The organism is Flindersiella endophytica (assembly GCF_054779015.1).
Genome location: NZ_BAAGYY010000042.1, coordinates 153,475 through 177,613, shown reverse-complemented (window position 1 = coordinate 177,613; position 24,139 = coordinate 153,475). Strand labels below are relative to the sequence as shown.

Sequence of the window (24,139 nt, the reverse complement as noted above, 5' to 3'; positions counted from 1 at the left end):
CGGCTGTCGAACTGGACCCGGTTAGTCGACTCAGCCGACCTTGCCGACGCCAGCGCCGGCGGTCACAATGCTCTTGACGCTGCTCGCGGAGTCCATCGAGTAGCTGTACGGAATGCCGTTGACGCTGCCGCTGGCCGCGCACGTACCAGAGTTGCTGAAGAAGTTGTTGCGCTGCACCAGCTTGCCGGCCGGCGAGGAGCCCTGACCGAGCTCACACGGGCTGTCGGTGTTCTCGAAGTAGTTGCCCTCGACCAGCACGCCGGCCTCCATCGTGGAAGCCACGCCGTAGGACCCAACCGCGTCGTAGTAGTTGTTGTAGACGTGGACGGGGTTGCCGAACCGGACCCGCGGGTGGCGCTGGTTCGAGCCGTCGAACCAGTTGTGGTGGTACGTCACGCGCAGGTGGCCACGGTCCTGGCTGCCGTTGTCGTCGGAGTGCCCGAGCAGCGCCGTCTTGTCGCTGCCGACGAAGCGGTTCCACGAGACCGTGATGTTGTCGGAGGCCCGCTTGATGTCGACGGAGCCGTCGTGGCCGGTGCCGAACGTGTTGTGGTCGATCCAGATCCTGGTCGAGCCGTCCTGGACGTTGATCGCGTCGTCGGACCAGCTGCGGAAGTTGAGGTTCTGGATGATGACGTTGCTGACACCGTCGATGTCCAGCCCGCCACCGCCCTGGATGCCGGAGCCGGAGCCCACACCGATGATGGTCTTGTTCGAGGCGACGTCCTGCATGCCGCTGATGGAGACCATGCCGGAAACTCGGATGACGCGGGCGTCGCCGGCCTGCATGTTGCTGATCAGGGCCGAGCCAGTGGTCACCGTGACCGCCGACGCGCCACCACCGCCTGTGGTACCCGCGCCGAACCCGGTCGGCGAGCCGACCGCCATCGCGCCGTCGTTCGAGCCGAAGCTGACGGCGGTCACCAGGGCGGCGGCGAGCACGAGCCCACCGGCTACCCGAAACGCGGCGATCTTCTTCTGCATGCTAAAGCTCCGTTCTGCGGAATCGAGCATCGAAAAGCGCTATCGAAATGGCGCCTGCTTTCATTAGCTGGTAAACGCTTGCCAGTGCCACCCTTCACTGGGTCGAACGACTTCAGCGTAAGTCGGCGAACATGGATAATCGCGTACGGTATGTGGACTATTACGTACTCTCGGCCCCTGTGATCGGGCCGGGAAGAATCCGGTCGTCGAACACGTTCGAACCAGACATGGCAAGCGATGAGCGACGTGTGCCCCTGTCGGTCCTGGAGCTGGCGCCCGTGGGTACGGGCCAGACCAGCACCGACGCTCTGCGAGCGGCGACCGAGTTGGCGCAGCGGGTCGAGGATCTGGGGTATCACCGGTTCTGGGTGGCCGAGCACCACAACATGCCCGGCGTCGCCTCCACCAGCCCGGGCGTGCTGATCGCGCACGTCGCCGGTGCGACGCGCTCGCTTCGGGTGGGCTCGGGTGGCGTGATGCTGCCCAACCACGCGCCGCTGGTCGTGGCCGAACAGTTCGCGATGCTGGAGGCACTGCACCCTGGCCGGATCGACCTCGGGATCGGCCGGGCGCCGGGCACGGACCCGAAGACGGCGGCGGCGCTGCGTCGTACGCCGGAGGGACTCGGAGCCGAGGACTTCCCGCGCGAGCTGGACGACCTGCTCGCACTGCTCGGCGATCCGACCCGGCCGGCACCGCGGGAGCTCACGCTCGCCGCGACGCCGGTGCAGACGTCGGCGCCGTCGGTCTGGCTGCTCGGGTCGAGCGGCTACTCCGCGCAGGTCGCGGGGCTGCTGGGACTGCCGTTCGCGTTCGCCCACCACTTCAGCGCGCAGAACACCGAGCCGGCGATGGAGCTCTACCGCAGCCGGTTCCGGCCTTCAGAGGCGCTCGCCGAGCCGTACGCGATGGTCACGCAGGCGGCCTACGTGGCCGGCACGCGCGAGGAGGCGGAGCGGATCGCGCTGCCGGCGCGGCTCACCCAGCTGTCGTTGCGGACCGGCAAGCCGCGCGCGATGCCGAGCCTCGAGGAAGCGGTGGCCCACGAGTGGACCGACCAGGAGCGCGAGCTGCTGGCCGCCTGGCCCAGCCGCCCGGCGATCGGCAGCCCGGACGAGGTCGTCGCGGAACTGACCGACCTGGTGACGCGTACCTCCGCGGACGAGCTCATGGTGACGACGATGACGCACGGCCTGGCCGAACGCGTACGCAGCTTCGAGTTGCTCGCCAAGGCATGGGCTTCCGAATCGCGGTGAGTTCCCTGTAACACCGTCTTGATCAAGGCCTCATTGCGGCGCAACCTCCCGACTATTTCCTGGCTAGCGGTATCGGGCTCGGAGAGGTGGAGGGGCAGCATGGGAAGACCTGTGACGCGGCGGAACTTCTTGCAGGCGGTCGGTGTGACGGGCGGTGCCGGCGTCCTCTACAGCACGATGGGTGCGATGGGCCTGGTGCCGACGGCGGAGGCGGCACCGCCGGCACCGGCGTTCCAGCCACCCAAGCCGTCGGACTTCTCGCTGGGCGGACGCTCGCCGAATTCGGTCCTCGTGCTGGGTGCGGGCATCGCGGGCCTCACGACGGCGTACGAGCTCGGCAAGGCGGGTTACCGCGTGCGGATCCTGGAGGCGCGCAACCGCCCGGGCGGCCGGAACTGGACCATCCGTGGCGGCACGGTCGAGACCGACCTGGACGGTCACACGCAACGCGCGCGGTTCGCCGGCGGTCAGTACATGAACGCCGGCCCGGCCCGGATCGCCGGGCACATGGTGACGTTGGACTACTGCCGCGAGCTCGGCGTGCCGATCGAGATGTTCGGCAACCAGAACGCCGACGGCTACTACTACAACGAGAACGCCGGTGCCCTTTCGAGCCGGCCGATCCGCCACCGGATGGCAAAGGCCGACGTCTACGGCTATGTCTCGGAACTCTTGTCGAAGGCGACGGATCAGGGCGCGCTGGACGCCTACCTGACGGCCGAGGACAAGCAGCGCCTGCTGGAGTTCCTGAGCGGCTTCGGCTCGATCGGTGGCAAGGTCGCCGGCGACCCGGCGGCGAGCTTCGCCTACTCGGGCACGGATCGCCGTGGCTACGACATCGAGCCGGGCGCGGGAACACAGCCGGGCACGCCGTACCTCACGCCGTACTCGCTGTCCGATGTGCTGGCCAGCGGCCTCGGCCGCTACTTCTCGTTCGAGTTCGGCTACGACCAGGCCATGCTGATGTTCCAGCCGGTCGGCGGGATGGACCGGATCCCGTACGCGTTCGAGCGCGCCGTCGGCAAGGAGAAGATCACGTACGGCGCTGAGGTGCGCTCGATCACGAGCACCGGTGCCGGGGTCGAGGTGGAGTACGCCGGGCCTGACGGCCGGCTCCGGCTGGCGAGGGCCGACCTTTGCGTCTGCACGATTCCGCCCCAGGTGCTGAAGAAGATCCCCTCGTCCTTCTCCGCCACGACAGCGGCTGCGCTCGCGTACCCGGTGCCGGCGAGCGTCGGGAAGATCGGGCTGCAGTACGGCAGGCGGTGGTGGGAGGAGGACGAGCACATCTACTCCGGCATCACCAACACCAACCTGGACCTGTCGACGATCTGGTACCCCTCGTACGGCTACTTCGGCTCGAAAGGTGTGGTGATCGGCTACTACAACTTCGGCGGCAACGCGGAGACGTACGGCAAGCTGACGCCGGCCGAGCGCGAGGCGCGGGCGCTGGCACAGGGCGCCAAGATCCACGGCAACGCATACCGCGAGTCCTTCGAGACGTCGTTCTCGGTGGCCTGGCACCGGACGCGTTACAGCGAGGGTGCCTGGGTCTCGTGGCCGTCGCGGACGAGTGGACACTACGAGCATCTGCTGGAGCCGGATGGCAACGTCTACTTCGCCGGAGACCATCTGAGCTACTACATCGCCTGGCAGGCGGGTGCCATAGAGTCGGCGCGGAAGGCGGTGACGGATCTGCACACCCGCGTGCTGTCGAGCTGACGGGCAACCTTTTACGGGCTCCAGGCTGTATATCTCGCGACCGAGTTCCGCGAGAGAGGGGTCCGATGTCAAGCGACGAGCGGTTCCGCGAGTTCGTGCTGAGGCGTTCTCCTTCGCTGCATCGGACCGCCTATCTGCTGACCGGTAACTGGGAGACCGCACGCGACCTGGTGCAGACGGCACTTGCGAGGGCATGGGTTCGGTGGAGCCGATCGACGTGGCCGGACCTGCCCGAGCTCTACGTCCGTCGCATCATGGTCACTACGTACTCGAACTGGTGGCGCAGGCGATGGCGTGCCGAGATTCCGACCGGCGAACTGCCGGAACGGCCGGACGCCAAGGACGCCTACGCCCAGGTCGACCTGCACACCTCTGTTCGCACGGCATTGGCGATGCTGCCGCACAGGCAACGCGCGATCGTCGTCCTGCGCTACTTCGACGACCTCACCGAGGCCGAGGTAGCGCGGCTGATGGGCTGCTCGATCGGCACTGTGAAGAGTCAGACTGCCAAGGCTTTCGCGAAGTTGCGGAGCTCCCCGGGCCTGTCCAACCTGCTCAGCTTCACGAAGGAGACCACCTGATGAGCCCGGACATCGACAGGGACGAACAAAGGTTTGCCCAGCTGTTGCGGGAGTCGACACCGCAACCACCGTTCGACATCTCGCTCGAGGCCGTGGTCCGGCAACGCGACCGGCGCCGGATCGCCGCCCGCACGACCATCGCCGTCACGGCGGCCGCCGCACTGCTGGCCGCCTTCGCAGGCCTGCCGGCGCTGCTGCAGCGCGGCACGCTGATCCGCGTGGCGGAGGCCACCGACAACCTGAGCGTCGAATACCACGGCGCCACGTTCAACGCTCCCGCCGGATGGCGGCTCGACGAAGAGCCGGCGTGCGGCCTGCCGGCCAACCAGAGCGTCATCTTGGGCACCCGGTCGTGGCCCACGGCGGCCTGCCCCGTGCCCGCGCCCAAGCAGGCGCCCACCTGGGTCTGGTTCACCAAGATCCCTACGGGGATCGACATGTCGGGCCTCGACACGACGTACGCCGGAAAGCCCAGCCCACGCAAGATCGACATCGACGGTCAGCCGGCATACCTGCAACAGCAGACCAGAGGCAACCTCGGATACGTCGTCACCTTGCCGTGGCTGGGAGTGCGGGCCGAGATCAGCTCGCCCTCCGACAAGACCGCGCGTCAGCTGCTCGGCCGGATCTCGGCGGCCGCGACGGAGAAGAGTCTGGCGGTACCCGAAGATGCCGACACAGTGGTGCTGCAGTCGTTCGACGACGGGGGACGGGCCAAGGCCGCCCGCCAGGTGACGGTCACCGGCCGGAAGGCCGCGGCCATCCTCGAGGAGCTGCGTGGTTTGAAGATCAGGCAGGAGTCCGACTCGCACTGCACGCCGGCAGCAGACCCCGGCAGGGTGCAGCTGACCGCCTACGGCCCCAGTCTCGAGCACCGTACCTACACCGTCCGTGGCGGTAACTGCACGGAAACCTACGCCGACACGGGCGTCGCCGGTGCCACGACCTCGACGCTGCGAGCACTGATCGCCCAGCAGCTGAAGTAACGTCCCTGGGCCCTGACCCCAGGGACTCATGGACAACGCGAAACGTGCCGGCCAGCTACACTCGATGCTCAGCTATGCGACTGCGCAGGTGCTGTTGTCGAGCATGAAGCTGGTCGGTTTCGCGTTGGTGTTGCCTGACAGGTTGGCCAGGAAGCCGAACGACTGCGACCCTCCTGGCGAGATGGTGCCGGTGTAGCCGGCATTCGTCACGGTCAGGTTGGCGCCGCTTTGTGTATAGGAGCCGCCCCACATCTGGGTGACGGTCTGGCCGTTGGCGAAGGAGAAGCGCAGCGTCCAGCCATTGATGGGAGCCGTTCCGGTGTTCTCGATCTTCACGTCACCCTGGAACCCAGAGCTCCACTGCCCGGCGATCGAGTACGTGACCCGGCAGCCACCAGGCTGCGGGGTCGGAGTCGGCGTAGGTGTCGGGGTGGTGGGCGTCGGCGTCGGTTCGGTCGGTGTTGGTGTCGGCTGGCCGCCGTTGCGGTCGGCGTAGAGGATGCCGCGGCCGTTCGTACCGAGGTAGACCCTGCCCCAGACCCGCGGGTCGCCGGTCAGAGCCTCGCCCATGTTGCCGTACTGATGCTGATCGTCGTTGATCCGCACCCAGGACGAGCCGCCGTTGTCGGAGCGGAAGACGCCCTTGACGCCGTCGATGGTCGCGACCGTGAACACCGCCGGATACGTCGAACCCGGTGCTGCCGCGCCGAACCCCACGTTGAGTGCATCGCCGGTCACGCTGGCCACCTTGGTGAAGCTCGCACCGGAGTTGGTCGAGTGGAACAAGCCGGTGCTGCCCGCGAGCCAGATGTCGCCCTCACGCCCGCGGACGGCCTTGAACTTGCCGCCGCTCGGCAGCCCGGAAGCCGCCGTCTGCGTGAAGGTCTGGCCGCCGTTGGTGCTGACGTAGAACTGGCTGCCGGAGAATCCGTAGAACTTCATCGGGTTCACCCGGTCCGACTCGACGATCGCGTTGGTCGGCAGGCCCTGGGCCTGCGACCACGAGGTGCCGAAACCAACGGAGTAGACCGGAGTCTGGTCCTTCGGAGCCCAGACGAACCGGCTGCCGTCGGCCGCCGCCGCGATCGTGCCGCCCTCGTTGATCCCGCCCGGCTCAGTGCCCTGGAACCAGTTCGCGCCGCCGTCGGTGGAGAACGCGGAGTGGCTGTCGTTCGGCCGGTCGGAGTCGGTGAAGTTGCCGGCCCGCACCATGATCGACGGGTTCAGCTCGGCGTAGTCGAGGCTGGTCGTCGTGGTGAAGATAGGCTGGGTGAACATCGCCGGCGGAACGGCGTCCAGGTTGGTGTGCCGGAAGCCGCCGATGTCGCCGAGCCCGGACACCAGCGGTGCGCCGGACGGCGGGCTGATCAGGTCCAGCACGGCGGTCTCCTCGAGCCCCGCTGCCATCGGCCGGATCGTGAACTGTGTGTTGCTGTCCCAGTTGGTGAGGTTGGTGGTGCCGTAGATGGTGGCACCCGTCCCGTACATCATCCGGTTGGAGTTGAACGGGTCGATCTCGAGGCCCTCGGTCATCCAGCCCAGCTTCGGCGTGACTTCCGGAGGCTGCGGGTTGGTGCCGAACGTCAGCCACGGTGAGGACGAGATGTCCATGGTGTAGCGGAACGAACGGTTCGGGTACGACGTCCAGTCCCACACCCTGGTCCACGTGGCGCCGGCGTCGGTGCTGCGGAAGAAGATGACGTCCGGCCACCAGGAGATCTGGGTGGCCACCATGATGGTGTTCGGATGTTGCCGGTCGATCGTGAGACCGCTGTAGCCGAAGTAGTCGTCCGCGCTGCTGGACGGGATCGGGCTGATCTGCGTCCACGCACCGGTCGAGGTGTTGTACTTCCAGACGTCCCCCTTTGCGCCGTCGTACGGCCCGCCGGTGTCGGAGGTGGTGATGTAGAGCACGTGGTTGACCGGATCGAGAACACCCTTGTGGGCAAGGTAACCCGTGGGCTGCCCCGCGATCCGTTCCCAGCTCGTCCCGCCGTTGGTCGAACGGTAGACGGTGTTCTGCTTGTCGGCGACACCGACGTAGATGCCCTGTGTGGCGTTCCCCGACGTGGCGGTCGACTTGTCGAACGCCACCCAGACGACGCCCGGCTGGTGGCTCAGGTAGCCGTTCGGATCGTTCGGGTCCTGTGCGTAGTTTCCGGCGTTGGGGAAGTTGGCGACCTTGGCCCAGGTGGCTCCGAAGTCGGTACTCCGCCAGAGCCCGTTGCCGTTCGGCGCGCCGAAGTAGACGACGCTGTTGCGGTTCGGGTCGACGGCGAGCCGTTCGCCCATCCCGCGGCCGGGCATGTTGCCGCCCAGCTTGAACGGCAGCGTCGTGGTCTGCCAGGTGTTCCCCTTGTCGGTCGAACGCAGGATCGCGCCGTTGTTGGGATCCCAGCTGTTGGTGTACATGCCGACCGCCGCGTAGACGCGGTTGGTCTGTACGGGGTCGGTCGCCATGCTGTGCACGCCGTTGTAACCCCAGTTGTTCCAGCCAACCCAGTCCAGCAAGGGAGTCCAGCGCCCGGTGCTCTGGTTCCAGCGGTACGCACCACCGATGTCGGTGCGGGCGTAGATGAGGTTCTGTTCGGTTTGGTTGAAGATGATCGACGGCACGAAACCGCCGCCGGCGATCTGGACGTTCTTCCACGTATACGCTTCGGACGGCGCCGCCGCTGCCGTGCGCGGCGGGGTGACGACCTGACTCACGGCCGCCACCGTTCCCGCCAGCACGACAGCGGCCACCGCACCGGCCAACTGCCGTCGTACAGACCTTTCAGTCAACAGGCCCTCCTTGCTTACAACCTCAGCGCGGGCCTATCCCGTGCTGCAGGTTTGACCATTGAGCGTGAAGCTCGCCGGACGTGTGTTGGTGCCGGTGTGGCTGCCGTTGAAGCCGAGGCGGACCGAGCTGCCCGAACCGATGACGTTGTTGTACGGCAGGTTGATGGCCGTGACGGCGGCACTACCGGTCGGCTGTGCCCAGGTGGCCTCCCAGCCGTTGGTGACGCGTTGACCCGACGGGAAGGTGAACCCGAGCGTCCAGCCGTTGATGGGAGCCGTGCCGGTGTTGGCGATCGTGACGCTCGCCCCGAAGCCGGTGTCCCACTGGTTGGTGACGGCGTAGGTCACGCGGCAGGAGACCGGAGCTTGCGTCGGCGTCGTCGTCGGACTCGGCGTCGGGTCGCCACCACCGGAGATCGCGATGAGGTACGGATCCAGGTAGGCCTGCTTGGCGGTGTTGACGGTCGTCCAGTCGCCGTTCAGGATGCCGCCGGTGTCACCGGAGTTGGGGTTCCACGACCAGAACGTGAAGCTCATACCGCCGCTGCCGGATCCGAGGTACTGCATGAGCATCCGCAGCCAGGTCTGGTCCTTCGGGTCGGCAAGCGTCGTGCCGAACTCACCGAGCATCACCGGCGCGATGTTCTCCTTGTGGATGTAGCCCCAGTTCTTGTCCCAGTGCGGCACCAGCGTGTTCGGGAAGTCCGGACTGGTGAACCACGGCTGGTTCGGGAACACCGACATCGCGTAGTCGTGCGGGGAGTAGACCAGCCGGTTCGCGACGTTCAGCCGCACGGGTGCGGTCCGTACGCCCTGCAGGTTGCCGCCCCACCAGTTGCCGTCGCCGTTGTAGTTGTCGACACCTTCGACGATGATCAGCCAGTTGGAGTTGACGGACAGGATCGCGTTGCCGGCGCGCTCGGCGGCCAGCCGCCAGTCGGTCGCCTGGTCGCCACAGCCCCAGCAGGCGGGCGCGTGCGGCTCGTTGTGCAGGTCGGCGCCGATCACCGTGGTGTTGCCGGCGTAGCGCCGGGCCAGCATCTGCCAGTCGCTGATCCATCGCGTCTCGGGGTATTGGCTGGTGTACCACAGCGCGGACTGGCTGCCGGAGTCCGGACGGTGCCGGTCGAGGACGACCTTCATGCCGATCTGGCCGGCGTAGTCGATGATCTTGTCCATGATCTGGATGCCGGAAAGGCCTTGCAGATCAGGGTTCTTGTTGAAGTCGATGCTGTTCGGCGTGCTGCCCGCATCGAAGAGCTGGCTGGCGTACGGCAGGCGAAGTGTGTTGTACGAAAGGCTCTTCATCTGGTCGAGCATGTCGCGGTAGCCGCGGGTCCAGAGGCCGTGCGGAACGTAGTTCGACGTCTCGAAGCCGAACCAGTTGATGCCTGTCATGCGTACGGGCTGGTTGGCCGCGTCGAGCAGCTGCCGGCCGTTGGTGTGCCAGTAACCCGCACCGGCGGCCGCCGCCGGCTTGGCGTGCTGGACGAACGGTATCAACGCCAGCACCAGCAAAGCTGGAAGCAGTGCGATCAGGAGCGCCCGGCGCCCCCGGGCCGCTTTCGCGTTCATTGACAAGACCTCCGGGTCCCGGTGAGTGCGACGGGCCGGGCGACGTGCCGCCCGGCCCGCCGGCTGGCCTACTGCGTGGTGCAGGTGGTGCCGTTGAGGGTGAAGGCGGTGGGGTTGGTGTTGGTGCCGGTGTGGGTGGCGTTGAAGCCGATGCTGGTGGTGTTGCCGGGGTTGATCGTGCCGTTCCAGGACAGGTTGGTGGCCGTGACGTTGGCGCTGCCGGACGGTTGGGTCCAGGTGGCGGCCCAGCTGTCGGTGATTCGCTGGCCGGAGGGGAAGGTGAACGCCAGGGTCCAGCCGTTGATGGCGGTGGTGCCGGTGTTGGCGATCGTGACGGTGCCGGTGAATCCGTTGTTTCCGCCCCAGTTGTTGGCGGAGTAGGTGATGCGGCAGGTGCCGGTTGTGCCGCCGCTTTGGGTGGTGAACGTGACGAGCGCGGAGTTGCCGGACAGGTTGCCGGCGCCGTCGCGGGCTCTGACGTAGACCTGGTACTGCGTGTTGGCGGTCAGCCCGGTCAGCTGGATGCTGTTGGTCGCAGCCGAAGCAAGCTGTGGATCGGTGGTGCCTTGTTCCCGGTAGACGTTGTAGCCGGCGAGCCCGCTGCCGCCGGTGTCGGTCGACGCGCCCCAGGTGAGGTTGGCCGTCGAACCTGTGATGCTCGATGCCGTTGGCGTTCCCGGCGTCGACGGCGGCGTGGTGTCGGTGGTGTTACCACCGCCGAGTGCCGTGTTGATCGTCGCGTACGCGGGCTTCTGCTGGTAGTTCTCGTTCCACGGCAGCGCCGCGCCCTCGCCCGGGAACGTGCCCGGAACCCAGGAGTACTTGTCGGTGAAGCCCCAGATCGTCACACCCGTGCAGCGCGTGACCGCGAGGCAGGCCCTGAACACGTTGCCGTAGTACGTCGCCTGCGTGGCGAGCTTGGTGGAGTCGCTCGGCGTCTGCATGCGCACGTCGAGCTCGCTGATCCGGACATCCACGCCCAGGTTGGCGAATCGCTGGAGGTTCTGCTGCAGGTCGTTCGGGAAACCGAACTGGATCGACAGGTGGCCCTGGAAGCCGACACAGTCGATCGGGACGCCCTGCGACCTCAGCGAGCTGACCAGGTTGAACATGCCCGTGCTCTTGGCGTTGACGCCCTCGACGTTGTAGTCGTTGATACAGAGCTTGGCGTTGGGGTCGGCCGCGCGGGCGAAGCGGAACGCGTCGGCGATGTAGCTCTGCCCCATGGTGTTGAGCCAGAACGACTGCCGCAACGAGCCGTCCTCGTTGAACACCTCGTTGACGACGTCCCAGGTGGCGATCCGGCCGGCGTAGCGGCCGACCACCGTGTTGATGTGGTTCTGCATCGCCGACCGCATCGCCGTCGCGGACAGGCCCTGCACCCAGCCCGGCGTCTGGTTGTGCCAGACCAGCGTGTGGCCGTGCACGGCCTGGTTGTTGGCCTGGGCGAACGCCATGATCTGGTCCGCGCCGCCGAAGTTGAACTGGTTCTGGTTGGGTTCGGTCGCATCCCACTTCATGGCGTTCTCGCCGACGACCAGGTTGAACTCCTGCCCGGCGAGCGTCCGGTACTGCGCCTCGTTCGACAGTTGAGCGGTGGCGACTGCCGTGCCGATCTGGAAGTTGCGTGCGGAGGCGCCGTCACGCAAGGCGGCAGCGGCGGGCGTTGCCGTCACCACCGCGGCGGCCAGACAGCCCAGCAGCAACCCGAACCCGGCCAGCGGGCTGATTACCTTCCTGTGCATGTGCTTGCTTACCTTTCTGCCCTCCGCGATTTCGGTGTAGCCGTGAACTCGCTAACCAGTCGTGCAGACCTGGCTGTTCAGGGTGAACTGCGCCGGCACGGCGTTGGAGCCGCCGTAGCTCCCGTTGAAGCCGAGCGTCCAGCTGCCGTTGGTGGGCAGGCCTGTGTTGCCGCTCGGGTTGGTGGCGGTCACGTTCCGGCCGCTCTGCGCCCAGGTCGCGCTCCAGCCCTGGTCGACCTGCTGGGTGCCGGAGAACGCGAACCCGAGCGTCCAGCCACTGATCGGCGGACCCAGGTTGGTGATGCTGATGTCGGCGGTGAAGCCGCTGCCGTTGCCCCAGTCCCGGATCGTGTACTGCACCCGGCACGCGCCGGTTCCGGTGGCGGAGGTGGTGAACGAGACCGGCGTGGACGGCGGCGAGCTGTTCCGGCCGCCGTCGCGTGCCACGACGTAGAACGTGTACATCGTCGACGGGCTCAGGCCGCCCAACTGGAACGAGGTCGTGCTCGGGCTGCCGAGCAGGACATCGGTCGCACCCGCCTCGCGGTAGACGTCGTAGGCCGTGACGCCCGTGTTGTCGGTCGACGGCGACCAGCTCAGCGTCGCGCCGACCGAGGTGACGTTCGACGCCGCCAGCCCGCCGGGCGTCGACGGCGGTGTCGTGTCGTCGTCCGGCGGCTGCTCCTCACCGGGAGCGCTGCCGTAGATCAGCGTGCTGCCGGAGTAGAGCGTCATGTTCCGTACGGTGACCGGCGTCGATCCCGGTGTCTTCGCGACATCGGCGTACGACCAGTCGTTGGCCGGGTCCCACGTGCCCGAGCTCGCGATCCGGAACTGCACCTCGCGCCGTGACTCCGACTGTCCCGCGGGTGCGATGTTCTGGCCCGAGCAGTTGATCGTGACGTAGTAGACGTTGCCCGAGAACTGCGTCGGCCCGGCCGGTGCCGTGCACTGGTTGTAGGCCGACGACAGGGTGATCTGGCTCGGCGTGGTGGCACCGTCGAGCGTGAAGTAGTAGCGGAACGCGCCGTTCGACAGCGAACGGGCCGGCCACGCCGAGTGGTTCACGACCAGTGTCTTGATCTCGGTGTAGTTGGTCCCGGACGAGTTGACCGAAGCCTGCAGATAGATCTCGGGGCCGTCCGGTGTCTCCGCTGCCGGGAAGTTCGCCAGCGGCGTACCACCGAACTCCGAGTACAACCGGGCAACCGCGCTGGTGAAGCCCGCGTTGTAGTCGGTCGCGACCTCGTTCTGCACGTAGTCGTTGCGGCTGTCTGTGTAGCCGTCCGACTGGTTCGGCCCGCCGACCAGCGCGCCGTACAGCGTGTGCCTGGTCGCGGTCGGCTCGTTGATGCTGTTGGACCACGAGCCGTGTGCCGTGCGGTGGTGGGGGCTGCGCGGCGAGTTGGCGCCGAAGCCGATGACGTAGGAGGAGCTACGCGGATTGTCGCCAAGTGCGTAGTCGATCTGCCGTTTGGCGAAGTCGTGGTAGCGCGTCTTGCGGGTGGCGTCGGTCGTCCAGTCGGAGTAGACCAGCGCGGCGAACGAGGTGTTGGCGGCATACCGCAGTGCGCCCCAGCTGTCCAGCCAGGCCAGGCCGCCGGGGGAGTAGGTCACCTTCGACCCGTTGAACCCGACAGTCCACCAGTCCAGCCAGCGGTTGGCGTCGTCGACGTACTTCTGGTTGCCGGTCAGCTTCGCCAGCAGGACATAGCAGCCGTACGACTTGTCGTCCCACGCGAGCGTCCACTTGTACGAGCGGTACGGCTCCTGCCCCTGCTTGCCCAGCAGGTCGTACTCCGTCTCGGCCTTGGTGAGGAACGAAGCCTCGTTGGTCGCGCGGTACAGCCAGATCGCGCCCCACACCAGCTCGTCCTGGTATCCGCTCCACGACTGGTAATAGCCGGCCGCGTCGGTGATGCACTCGCTGTACTTGCGGCGAACCGTGTCGGCGAAGGAGTACAGCTGCCGCGCGTGTGTCAGCAGCGTATTGGCGTACGTCGGATCGGTCGGCCGGAACACCATCGAGGAGGCCGCCATCGCGGCAGCCGTCTCGGCCGCCAGGTCCGAACCTCCGCAGGTGGCGTCGATCCGGTACGCCGGCCGGGTCATCGGCATCACCTCTGCCGGCCCCCACCACGCGTGGTCGGTCCCGCCGTTGCCCACCTGGCCGTAGAGCACGTTGGCCGACGGGTGCGCCTTGATGAAGTAGTCGTTGACGAACCTGAGGTTGTTCTGCAGCTCGTCGAGCTGGCCGGAGGCGCTGTAGGCACTGCGATACTCCACCGCACCCCACGCCAGCATGGTCGCCGAGAACGCCATCGGGAAGCCGAACTTCACGTGGTCGCCCGCGTCGTACCAGCCGCCGGTCAGGTTGACGCTGCCGCCGTCCGACATGCCGGAGTCACCGCGCCAGCCGACGCGGTTCCAGGCCGGCTTCGGTCCCGACTGCTGGGCTTCGTAGAAGAAGAACGACTTCTGCAGAACCTCGCCGTAGTTGAACGTCGCCGCCTGGGCGGGCGGTGCCGTCGCTGTCGTCATCCCACCAAGGACGCCGAGGGCGACCGTGACGGCCGCCCCCAGCGCTGCGTACTTGTACTGACGCATAATGCTCCGAGTTCTCTGTTATCCGAAGAGCCGGCCGTAGTCGGCCATGGCCAACGCGATGTCGGCCTGCGCCCAGAACCGGTGGTACCGGAAGCTGGGAACGGTTCCGTTGGTCAGGTAGGTCTGTACCTTCGACCACTGCGGATCGGACTGGTACCAGGAACGCAGCGACATGAACGTCGAGCTGCTGTTGATCGGGTCGCCGTTGGACATCGTTCCCGTGAAGTTCGACGGCACGAAGACCGGATCGTCGAATCGGTTGTAGTCGGAACGGGTCTCGGTGACCGTGACGCCGGCGGTGTCCTGGTTCGGTGCTGCCCACATGGCGTCGAGCAGGTTCTTGGCCAGGTCACGCGACGCGGTGTCGTTCGCCCGCGCGGCGTAGTACATCAGCGCCTTGGCGGTCGCCGCGGTGACGCCGACATCGTTGCCACGGTTGCGAATCGTCACGTGCAGGCCGGCGTTGGAGCCCGGAGTCGACGGGTTCCAGGTGTCGGGTGCGCCGGACCAGTCGAGCTCGTTCGGGATCTGCCAGGTGCCGGCGGCCACGTTGACCGTCGTGTTGGCGCGCACCCAGGCGGACCACTTGTCGAGCACGGCCTTGGCCGTCGCGTTACCCGTGACGTTGTAGTACTCCGCCACGCGTTCCATCGACCAGGCCTGCATACCGAACCACTGGTTGCTCGGTGGATCGTGGTAGACGGGCTGCCAGTCGTAGAACATGCCGTAGAACGTGGGCGTTCCGGTCGGCGGCTGGGCGTAACGTCCGGCCCAGCTGTTGCTCGCACCACCGGCGATGCCCCCCTCGGCGGACTGCAGCCAGCGGTAGAACTCGATCTGCCGTTGCAGGCTGCCGGTCCAGTCGGCGACCGCGGTCGGCGACTGCGGCCGCAGAGCGGCCGTGTTGACCAGCGCGTACGCCGCCATCGGGTTCTGGTAGCCGAAGTGCGCCTGGCCGGAGCCGATCCGCCAGGCCCAGCCACCGTCGACGGCGCCGCCCCACGCGTAGTACCACGTGAGCAGCTGGGTCGAGGCGTTCTTGCCGGTGCCCGCCGCACAGGTGGTCGGACCGACACAGTTGCCGACCTGCTTGAAGTACTTGTCGTAGAAGGAGTACCTCAAGTAGTCGCCGAGCTTGGCGGCCTTGGCCACCGTGGCCGCGACGTCGGCCTGCTTGCCCTGCTGGGTCGCCCAGGTCTGCGCCCAGTAGGCGGCCTGGATCGCGCGCGCGTCGGCGTCTGGCGCGTCGGTGTAGCGCCACTGCCGCGCGTACTGGCTGTCCTGAATGAACAGTGGCAGGAAGCCGTTCGGACCGCCCTGGCCGCTGTTGAACGGCTCCCAGGACGGCTGCGGGACGGTCTCCCACACCGACTCCTGCGGGCCGCGCTGGAACGTGTTGATGTAGGACGGGCTGCCGGTCCGGTTGCCGCGCCGCCCGTACCCGTACTTGTTGTCGACGTCGAGCAGCCAGTGCATGCCGTAGATGTCCCGGGTGCCATAGGTGCTCTGCAGCTCGCCGGCCAGCGGGTCCGGCCCAGTCTGGACGTTGTTGTCCAGCGGGACGGGATACTGGCTCGGCAGGTCCTGCTCGGGTGCGTAGGTCGCGGTGTCGGCCGGGTTGTACGCGGCGTTGCTCGGCTGGTCCGCGTTCGTCGGGATGATGTGCGTCTCCATCGACTGCCACGCCGTGTTGAAGCGGCTCCAGTCCTGGGTGGCCTGGCCGTAGGCGGCCTCGAGCCAGATCCAGTAGCTGTAGGCCTCGGATGTCGTGACGTGCCCGTAGTCGGGCGCCTCGACGATCAGCGTCTCGATGGAGTGATAGGGGATCGGCGGGCTGTGGCTGCTGAAGTAGCCGTTCCCCGGAGCCTTGATCTTGTTGTACTGCTGCATGAACCGCTGCGCGTAGTCGGACAGGTCGTTGTCGGACTCGGTGGCGGCGATCGGCGCGGACGTCCAGCCGGTGGCGCTCGAGGTGAACGTCGCCGTGCCGTTGGCGCTGTCGGTGTCCTCGGCCGCGGCCAGCGTGACGGTTTGCGGGGTGTTCCAGTTGGCGGTGGTGAACGTGCGGCTCGCTCCGGCCGACACGGTCAGGTCGGTGTCGCCGGCGGTTCGCGCGGTCGCCACGGTGACACTGGCGGTGGGCTGCTGAGAGAGCCGGATGGTGACGTTGGCCGTACTGCCTTCGGGCACGTTGGTGGCGGCGGGCTCGGCGATGATCGCCGGGCCGGTGTTCGGCCGGACGGTCACGTCGACCGGTGCCGACGTCGTCGACGCCCCGCCGTTGTCGAACGCGCGGGCGGTGAGTACGTAGCTGCCTTCGGCCACGTTGTTCCAGGCCGCGCTGTACGGGCTGGAGGTGTCGGTGCCGACCAGCGTGTTGCCGGCGTAGAACTCGACCCGCGAGACGGTGCCGTCGGTGTCGGCGGCGTTCGCGTTGATCGTGACGTTCTGGCCCGCGGTGAACGAGGCACCCGAGGCGGGCTGGGTGATCGCGACCGTGGGCGGCTGGTTGGCTCCGTTGCAGGTGTTGCCGTTGATGGCGAACGCGGTCGGAGCCGCGTTCGTACCGCTGTAGGAGCCGTTGAATCCGATCGTCTGGGACTGGCCGGTCGGGATGCTGCTGTTCCAGCTGAGGTTCTGAGCACTGACGTTGGCACTGTTAGCGGGCTGGTTCCAGGTCGCGCTCCAACCGCTGGTGACGCGCTGGCTGCCGGGGAAGGCGAACGTCAGCGTCCACCCGTTGATCGGATCGCCGAGGTTGTTGATGACCGCCTCGGCCGTAAAACCGGTGTCCCACTGGCTTCGTATCGTGTACGTCACCGAGCAGGCCGGCGCGGCCTCCGCCGGCTTGGCCGGCAGGCCCGCCGCGAACGGGGCAAGCAGCAGACCCAGCAATGGAACCAGGTATGGGAGCGCTCCCAAGCGCCTCCGTCGTTTCATTGTGACCATCCTGTCTGGCTGTGCCTGGCGTGTGCCTGGACTGTTCCTGGTCGGCGCCCGATGTCGACGGTCGGCGCGGCCGGCGTGAGCAAGGTGAGCGACCACACCCCGTGGTGTTGGGAGCGCTCCCAACTTCGCTATGAACAGTGTGTTAACAGCCCATCACCCGGCTGTCAAGGGGCCGGACCGTCTCCACTTGTTGGAGGTATCTCGGCTTAGAGGCCGAGATACCTCCAACAGGTCACGAAACGGGTGAAACGACCGGCCGGGCGAAGGAGGTGGGAAGGGCGGTTTTGCGACCTTCGCCCGGCCGGAGCCCTCAGCACAACCGAGGCGGTCAGAGTGGCGGGTAGGCGTTCCGCACCAGTTCCTGGAACTGCGCGGAGAACCAGTGACCGGACAGCGGGGCGTTCGGCAGTGCGCCGCTCATGTTCCAGCGGTTGCGTGCGTTGCCCTCGTAGGTCGGGTCGCACATCCGGTCGAAGCCCTTGCCCTCGTCGTTCGGGATCTCCTCGCTGGAGCCGTCGGACTCGCCCGGAGGCTTGATCCACACGTACGCGTCGACGCCCGTCTCCGGGTTGGCCCGCGGCCGCTCGCCGAGGCCGGCACCGGACTGGTTGCACCAGTTGCCGAGGTGGATCCGGCGGTCGGTCTTCGACTCGTTCACGAACGTGTTCGGGTCGGTCGACGTGCTGGCGCTGGTCGGACGATCCGCTCCGCCCCAGCCGTTGCGCGAGGTGTCGATGATCATGCTGACCGGGTGCCCGAGTGCGGACGCCAGCGTGGACTTGTACGCCTGCACGTACGAAACCTCGTCCACGTAACGGTTCCAGTCGATCCAGTCCGTGCCCTCACGGACGGGACGGCCGCCGACCACGGTGTTGGCGTTGAAGAACGGCTCGTGCAGCACGCCGTAGTTCGCGACGTTGGACGCGAAGCCGTGGATGTCGGCAGGCGTCGCGCCGTTGGCGGTCGCCGTCTGGCGGACCAGATCGGCGAACGGCTGGAAGTTGTCGTCCCAGCCGAGCCAGCCGTGGTGGCCGATGTCGATGTAGTTGTAGACGTTCGACGCGCCCAGCGTGCCGAGCGCGTAGCCGACACCGTTGACGTAGTTGCCGTTGGCCTTCATCACGTCGCACTCGGGCGTCGCGGTGTCGCGGCTGCCGGTGTTGGTGACCAGGTTGGGCAGTGAGTCGATCTCGACGATGTTGACGATCCGCAGGCTCGCGTACGCCGGGTCGTGCTCGATCTCCGCGATCGGGTCGATGTACTCCGATTGGTAGCGGCCGATCTCGGTCGGGCCGAGCTCGCCGTTGGACGCCAGTGCGGAGCAGTCGCGGCCGGGCAGGTTGTAGATGACGACCTGGATCAGGTTCGCGCCCTGTTCCAGCGCCGTGTCGAGGTGGTCCCGCAGGCCCCGCGCGCCGGTCGTGCCGTCGATCGCGGCGATCCGGTCCATCCACACAGCCGTCGGCTGGTTGGCGATCGCGCTGCCACCCGGCTCGGCCGCCGCCTTGGCCGACCAGTCGGGGTTGACGTAGACCTGCGCGCCCGCATACGGGTTGGCCAGGTCGCCGGCCGGCTCGATCGAGCCGGACCGTTCCGTGCTGACCGCGGCGCCGGCCTGGTTGCCCGCGAACAACAGGGCGAACCCGGCGACAGCAGTCGCGGACGCGAGGAATGCCTTGCGTCTACTCAGTTTCATGTGAGGTTGCTCCTCTCGAATCCTCGAGTGGTCAGGCTTCGAACAGCCGCGCGTACTCCGCGAGTGCGATGGCGATCTCGGCTTGCGCCCAGAACCTGTGGTAGCGGAACGACGGCGCGTCGCCGCCGGAAAGGAACGCCTGGACCTTCGGCCAGTTCTCGTCGTCCTCGTAGAAGGTCCGGATCGAGCGGAACGTCGACTGGCTGTTGATCGGGTCGCCGTTGGCCATCGTTCCGGTCCAGCCCGGTGGGATGTAGACCTGCTGGTCGAAGCGTTCGTAGTCGCCGCGCGTCTCGGTGACGGTGACGCCGGCGTCATCCTGGTTCGGCGTCGCCCACATCGCGTCCAGCAGGTTCTTGGCCAGGTCGCGGGCCGCGGTGTTGCCGGACGCGGCGGCGTAGAACGTCAGCGCGTGCGCGGTCGCCGCGGTGACGCCGACGTCGTTGCCGCGAGAAGTGACCGTGACGTGCAGGCCGGCGTTGCCGCCGGGGTTGGACGGGTTCCAGGTGTCAGGGGCGCCCGACCAGCCCAGCTCGCTCGGGATCTGCCAGGTGCCGGCGGCCGCGTCGACCGTCGTGTTCGCGATCACCCACGGAACCCACTTGTCCAGCAGGGCTTTCGCGGTCTGGTTCTGGAACGTGTAGTAGAGCTGCGCGACCCTGGACATCGACCACGCCTGCATGCCGAACCACTGGTTGCTCGGCGGGTCGTGGTAGACCGGCTGCCAGTCGTAGAACATGCCGTAGAACGTCGGCGTGCCGGACGGGGGAGTGCCGTACCGGCCGGCCCAGCTGTTGGTCGCGCCGCCGGCGATGCCGCCCTCGGCCGACTGCAGCCAGCGGTAGAACTCCAGCTGCCTTTGCAGGCTGGTGTTCCAGTCCTGCACGGCCGTCGGCGACTGCGGTCGCAGCTGGCTGACGTTCGACAGGACGTGCGCGGCGAACGGGTTCTGGTAGCCGAAGTGGGCGTAGCTGCTGCCGATCCGCCAGGCCCAGCCGGCGCTGGTGTCGGTCGCACCGCCCCAGGCGTAGTACCACGACATCAGGTAGTGCGCGCTGCTCTTGCCGTTGCCGGGTGCGCACTGGTTCGCGCCGACGCAGTTGCCGATCTGCTTGAAGTACTTGTCGAAGAAGGAGTACCGCAGGAAGTCGCCCATCTTCGCGGCCTTGGCGACCGTCGCGGAGACCTGCGAGGCGTTGCCCTGCTCGGTCGCCCAGGTCAGCGCCCAGTAGGCGGCCTGGATGGCGCGGGCGTCGGCGTCGGGCGCGTTGGTGTAACGCCACTGCCTGGCGTAGCTCTGGTCCCTGATGAACAGGTCGAGGAAGCCGTTCGGCCCACCGTCGTTGAAGGTTTCCCAGGATGGGTGGGTGACGGTCTCCCAGACCGACTCCTGCGGGCCGCGCTGGAACGTGTTGATGTACGACGGCGCCGAGGTGCCGTCGCCACGGCGGCCGTAGCCGTAGGTGTTGTCGACGTCGATCAGCCAGTGCATGCCGTAGACGTCCCTGGTGCCGTACGTGCTCTGCAGCTCGTTGGCGATCGGGTCCTGGCCCTCGTTGATGCTGGTGTCCAACGGAGTGGGGTACTCGTTGGGCGTGTCGAACTCGGGCGCGTACGTCGCGGGACTCGCCGGGTTGTAGAAGGAGTTGGTGGGCTGGTCCTGCGCGGTCGGGATGATGTACTGCTCCATCACCGACCAGGCCCGGTTGAACGGTGCCCAGTCGCCGGCCACTCGTCCGTAGACCGCTTCCAGCCAGAGCCAGTAGCTGAACGCTTCGGACGTGGTCTCGTGCCCGTGGTCGGGCGCTTCGACGATCAACGTTTCGACTGCGTGGTAAGGAACTCCCTGTGCGGAGAAATACCCGTTGGCCGGGTCCTTGATCTTGTTGTAGAGCTCGAGGAACCGTTCCTGGTAAACGGTTGTCGTGATGTCGCCCGCGCGAGAACGGATTGGAGGTTCTGCTCCGTTCGCCGCGCGGCTCAAGCCGGCGTGAGCCGCGGCGACAAGGGGCGCCATCAGCAAAGTTCGTCGTTTCACCGTGCCTCCAAATGCCTCTGCTGCCTGTGTGGCAAGGCAAGAGCTGGTACGGGCGACGCGAGCTTCGAGGTCGTCGTCCGTCAGATGCGGATGCGCGTGAGGGCGGCTGGCTTGTGAGGTGCCGCTGGTGCCACCCCCGGCAGAAGCCGGCGTCCCGGCGCTGCCCTGCCGACTCGCTCGGAGTCGGCTCGATGTGTGGCTGTCTATACGGGAGGCGACCCCCGCCCCCGGACTCCGGGGAGGTGGGAGCGCTCCCACTGCTGTAACACCGGTTTAACAGACCTCTGCACTTCGTGTCAACACCGAAAGTCCGTATGCGAATGGATGGGATCTCAGCGCTTCCGCGCACTTCGGGACCTCGGGCCCGCACAGGATCAATCCGGGCGATCCTGGCCGGGGCTGGACTCGATCGGGAGAAAGTTCGGTTCAAGCCTTGACAGGAGGGGGTCGATTCTGGCTTGCTAATGGGAGCGCTCCCACCCGTCGGCGGTGCGGTCACCCGCCGACGGGTGGTCCAACTGCCACAGCGGTGAGCGCGGGCCGGCCGGGCACCATGCAGCATTCGCACTTTCTGGGTTGGAGCTCCGGCGCGGCTCGCCACCGGTGGGCAGGGGCGGCAGGGACATCGCTGGAGGGCGGACGAAGACGTGGGCGAGACAGGTGACACACAGGGACCGACAGGGCAGGCGATGAACGGCGAGCGGAACGGGATGCGAGCGTTTCCCCCCACCTTCGTGTGGGGAGCGGCCACCTCCTCGTACCAGATCGAGGGCGCGGCGCAGACTGACGGCCGCGGCGTCTCGATCTGGGACACCTTCGCCCGTACGCCAGGCAAGGTGCTCGGCGGTGACACCGGTGATGTCGCCATCGACCACTACCGTCGTTATCGCGACGACATCGCGCTGATGGCCGGGCTCGGGCTCGAGGCCTACCGGTTCTCGATCGCCTGGCCGAGGATCCAGCCGACCGGCAGCGGTCCGGCTGACCAGCGCGGAATCGACTTCTACCAACGGCTGGTCGACGCGCTCCTCGAGGCGGGCATCCAGCCGTGGGTCACGCTGTATCACTGGGACCTGCCGCAGGCACTGGAAGACGCCGGCGGCTGGCCGAACCGGGATACGGCACTACGTTTCGCCGACTACGCCTCGATCGTGCACGACGCCCTGGGCGATCGCGTACGGGCGTGGACGACGATCAACGAGCCGTGGTGTGCGGCGTTTCTTGGATATGCCTCCGGTGACCATGCGCCCGGCCGGCACGACCCGGCGGCATCGATCCAGGCCGCACACCACTTACTTCTCGCGCACGGCCTGGCCGTCCAGGAGATGCGCGGGCAGCGTCCGGGCAACCGGTTCGGGATCGCGCTGAACCTCTACGCCGTCTCGGCGGCGTCCGACAACGAGGCCGACCACGACGCGGCCCGCCGGATCGACGGGTTGCAGAACCGGTTCTTCCTGGACGCGATCCACCACGGCAGCTATCCGATCGACGTGCTGCGCGACCTGGAGCCGTACGACGCGATGCATTGCGTCCAGGACGGCGACATGGACGCGATCAGCACCCGGCTGGATCTGCTCGGCATCAACTACTACACACGGCACACGGTGAGCGGGCAGCGCGAGCTCGGCGGCGAGGCGATCTCCTCGCCGTTCGCCTCCGCGTCACCGTGGCCGGGCAGCGAGCACGTCAGCTTCGTCTCCGCGGGACGACCCGTGACCGAAATGGGCTGGGAGATCGATCCCGGCGGGCTGCAGGAGACCCTCGTCCGGGTCGCGGCCGAGTATCCGCGGGTGCCGCTCTATGTCATGGAGAACGGCGCCGCGTTCCCCGACAAGCTGACGCCCGATGGGGTGCACGACCCGGATCGGCTCGACTTCATCGGCCGGCACCTGCTGGCCTGCCATGAGGTGATCGAGTCCGGAGTGCCGTTGCAGGGCTACTTCGCGTGGTCGTTGCTGGACAATCTCGAATGGAGTTGGGGCTACACGAAGCGATTCGGACTGGTGTACGTGGACTTCGAAACGCAGCGCCGTGTGCCCAAGAGCAGCGCGCTCTGGTACTCCTCCGTCATCCGGCAAGGAGGCGTGCACGCTCCCATGGAGTGACTCATCCGATAATTTCGTAGAGTGACGGGGATCGCGGATCGGATCGAGGAGCACGCGATGGACGGTCGGCCAGTCGAGAACTGGGTTACACGGGCGAACAATCGACCAACCCTGGAGGCCGTTGCGGCGCGCGCCGGGGTCGGGCGGGGCACTGTGTCCCGTGTGATCAACGGCTCGCCCAAGGTGAGCCAGAGGGCACGTGAGGCGGTCGAGCGTGCCATCAAGGAGCTGAACTACGTGCCGAACCAGGCCGCTCGCAGCCTGGTGACCCGGCGTACGAACACGGTCGCGCTGGTGGTGTCGGAGTCGGAGGACCGGCTGTTCGGGGAGCCCTACTTCGCCGGCATCATCCGGGGGATCAGCTCCGGCCTGTCCGACACCGGGTTCCAGCTGCTGCTGGCGATCGCACAGTCCGACGACGAGCACGCACGGCTGGAGCACTACCTCACCGGGCAGCACATCGACGGCGTACTCCTCATCTCCCTGCACGGCGACGATCCGTTGCCGCGCCACCTGGAGGACAGCGGCGTGCCGACGGTGCTCGGTGGCGCGCCGTCCGGGGTGGACCCCGTGGCGTGTGTCGACGCCGACAACCGAGGTGGGGCGCGGCAGGCGGTGTCGCACCTGCTGTCGCGCTCGCGTACCCGCATCGCGACCATCGCCGGGCCGCAGGACATGCGGGTGGGCATCCAGCGGCTCGAGGGGTACCGGGAGGCGCTGGGGCACTCTGGGCTTGGTGTGTCTGATGATCTGATTGCATTTGGGGACTTCTCCGAGGCCGCCGGCGCGGCGGCGATGCGTTCGCTGCTGGCGCAGGACCCGTTGATCGACGGTGTCTTCACCGCGTCCGACCCGATGGCGATCGGCGCGATGCAGGTGCTCAAGCAGGCCGGCCGGCGGATTCCCGAGGACGTGTCGGTGGTGGGCTTCGACGACTCGAGCACGGCGCGGATCTCGGACCCGCCGCTGACGTCGGTGCACCAGCCGCTGGAGGCGATGGGCAAGGCGATGGCTCAGGTACTGGTCTCCCGAATCCGCGGCGAAGAGGTGCCGGTCCGCCTGATGATCCTCGACACCCACCTGGTCGTCCGCGCCTCGTCGTAGGCCGTAC

14 protein-coding genes are annotated in these 24,139 nt (G+C 67.3%); 6 read left to right on the top strand and 8 right to left on the bottom strand.

Annotation, left to right across the window (positions count from 1 at the left end):
• Window positions 1–30: 30 nt before the first annotated feature.
• A complete protein-coding gene (locus ACYVF6_RS42995) occupies window positions 31–984 on the bottom strand; it encodes a pectate lyase family protein (RefSeq protein WP_460531768.1) in 954 nt (317 codons plus the stop codon).
• Between the two features lie 248 nt (window positions 985–1,232).
• On the opposite strand from ACYVF6_RS42995, the gene ACYVF6_RS42990 reads away from it, so the two are divergent.
• From ACYVF6_RS42990 to ACYVF6_RS42975, 4 genes are all read left to right on the top strand, one after another.
• Complete coding sequence (locus ACYVF6_RS42990) at window positions 1,233–2,240, top strand: LLM class flavin-dependent oxidoreductase (RefSeq protein WP_460531765.1); 1,008 nt, start codon at window positions 1,233–1,235, stop codon at window positions 2,238–2,240.
• Window positions 2,241–2,339: 99 nt separating this feature from the next.
• On the top strand, window positions 2,340–3,962 hold the full coding sequence (locus ACYVF6_RS42985) for a flavin monoamine oxidase family protein (RefSeq protein ID WP_460531762.1): 1,623 nt from the start codon (window positions 2,340–2,342) through the stop codon (window positions 3,960–3,962).
• Window positions 3,963–4,027: 65 nt separating this feature from the next.
• Window positions 4,028–4,543: a SigE family RNA polymerase sigma factor gene (locus tag ACYVF6_RS42980; RefSeq protein ID WP_460531759.1), complete on the top strand. Its 516-nt coding sequence runs from the start codon at window positions 4,028–4,030 to the stop codon at window positions 4,541–4,543.
• Entirely contained in the window at window positions 4,543–5,529 is a 987-nt protein-coding gene (locus tag ACYVF6_RS42975; RefSeq protein WP_460531756.1) for a hypothetical protein, read from the top strand. The genes ACYVF6_RS42980 and ACYVF6_RS42975 overlap by 1 nt, the downstream gene beginning before the upstream one ends.
• Before the next feature lie 72 nt (window positions 5,530–5,601).
• On the opposite strand, the gene ACYVF6_RS42970 is transcribed toward ACYVF6_RS42975, so the two are convergent.
• The 7 genes from ACYVF6_RS42970 to ACYVF6_RS42940 form a co-directional block, all read right to left on the bottom strand.
• Window positions 5,602–8,313 carry a cellulose binding domain-containing protein gene (locus ACYVF6_RS42970; protein WP_460531753.1) on the bottom strand — a complete coding sequence of 904 codons (2,712 nt, stop codon included), beginning with the start codon at window positions 8,311–8,313 and terminating at the stop codon, window positions 5,602–5,604.
• Window positions 8,314–8,346: 33 nt separating this feature from the next.
• A complete protein-coding gene (locus tag ACYVF6_RS42965) occupies window positions 8,347–9,888 on the bottom strand; it encodes a cellulase family glycosylhydrolase (protein ID WP_460531750.1) in 1,542 nt (513 codons plus the stop codon).
• A gap of 68 nt (window positions 9,889–9,956) precedes the next feature.
• The gene (locus tag ACYVF6_RS42960; protein WP_460531748.1) at window positions 9,957–11,633 is read right to left on the bottom strand and encodes an endo-1,4-beta-xylanase; all 1,677 of its coding nucleotides are present in this window, start codon (window positions 11,631–11,633) and stop codon (window positions 9,957–9,959) included.
• 51 nt (window positions 11,634–11,684) lie between these two features.
• Window positions 11,685–14,240 (bottom strand): glycoside hydrolase family 9 protein, encoded by a 2,556-nt coding sequence (locus ACYVF6_RS42955; protein ID WP_460531745.1) that lies wholly within the window; start codon window positions 14,238–14,240, stop codon window positions 11,685–11,687.
• An 18-nt stretch (window positions 14,241–14,258) separates the two neighbouring features.
• Entirely contained in the window at window positions 14,259–17,180 is a 2,922-nt protein-coding gene (locus ACYVF6_RS42950) for a glycoside hydrolase family 48 protein (RefSeq protein WP_460531742.1), read from the bottom strand.
• A 337-nt stretch (window positions 17,181–17,517) separates the two neighbouring features.
• Complete coding sequence (locus tag ACYVF6_RS42945; protein ID WP_460531739.1) at window positions 17,518–18,885, bottom strand: glycoside hydrolase family 6 protein; 1,368 nt, start codon at window positions 18,883–18,885, stop codon at window positions 17,518–17,520.
• A 31-nt stretch (window positions 18,886–18,916) separates the two neighbouring features.
• Complete coding sequence (locus ACYVF6_RS42940; protein ID WP_460531736.1) at window positions 18,917–20,923, bottom strand: glycoside hydrolase family 48 protein; 2,007 nt, start codon at window positions 20,921–20,923, stop codon at window positions 18,917–18,919.
• 647 nt (window positions 20,924–21,570) lie between these two features.
• Between ACYVF6_RS42940 and ACYVF6_RS42935 the strand changes: the two genes are divergently transcribed.
• Both ACYVF6_RS42935 and ACYVF6_RS42930 read left to right on the top strand, forming a co-directional pair.
• On the top strand, window positions 21,571–23,028 hold the full coding sequence (locus ACYVF6_RS42935) for a glycoside hydrolase family 1 protein (protein ID WP_460531733.1): 1,458 nt from the start codon (window positions 21,571–21,573) through the stop codon (window positions 23,026–23,028).
• Window positions 23,029–23,085: 57 nt separating this feature from the next.
• Window positions 23,086–24,132 carry a LacI family DNA-binding transcriptional regulator gene (locus ACYVF6_RS42930; RefSeq protein WP_460531730.1) on the top strand — a complete coding sequence of 349 codons (1,047 nt, stop codon included), beginning with the start codon at window positions 23,086–23,088 and terminating at the stop codon, window positions 24,130–24,132.
• The last annotated feature ends 7 nt before the right edge of the window (window positions 24,133–24,139 follow it).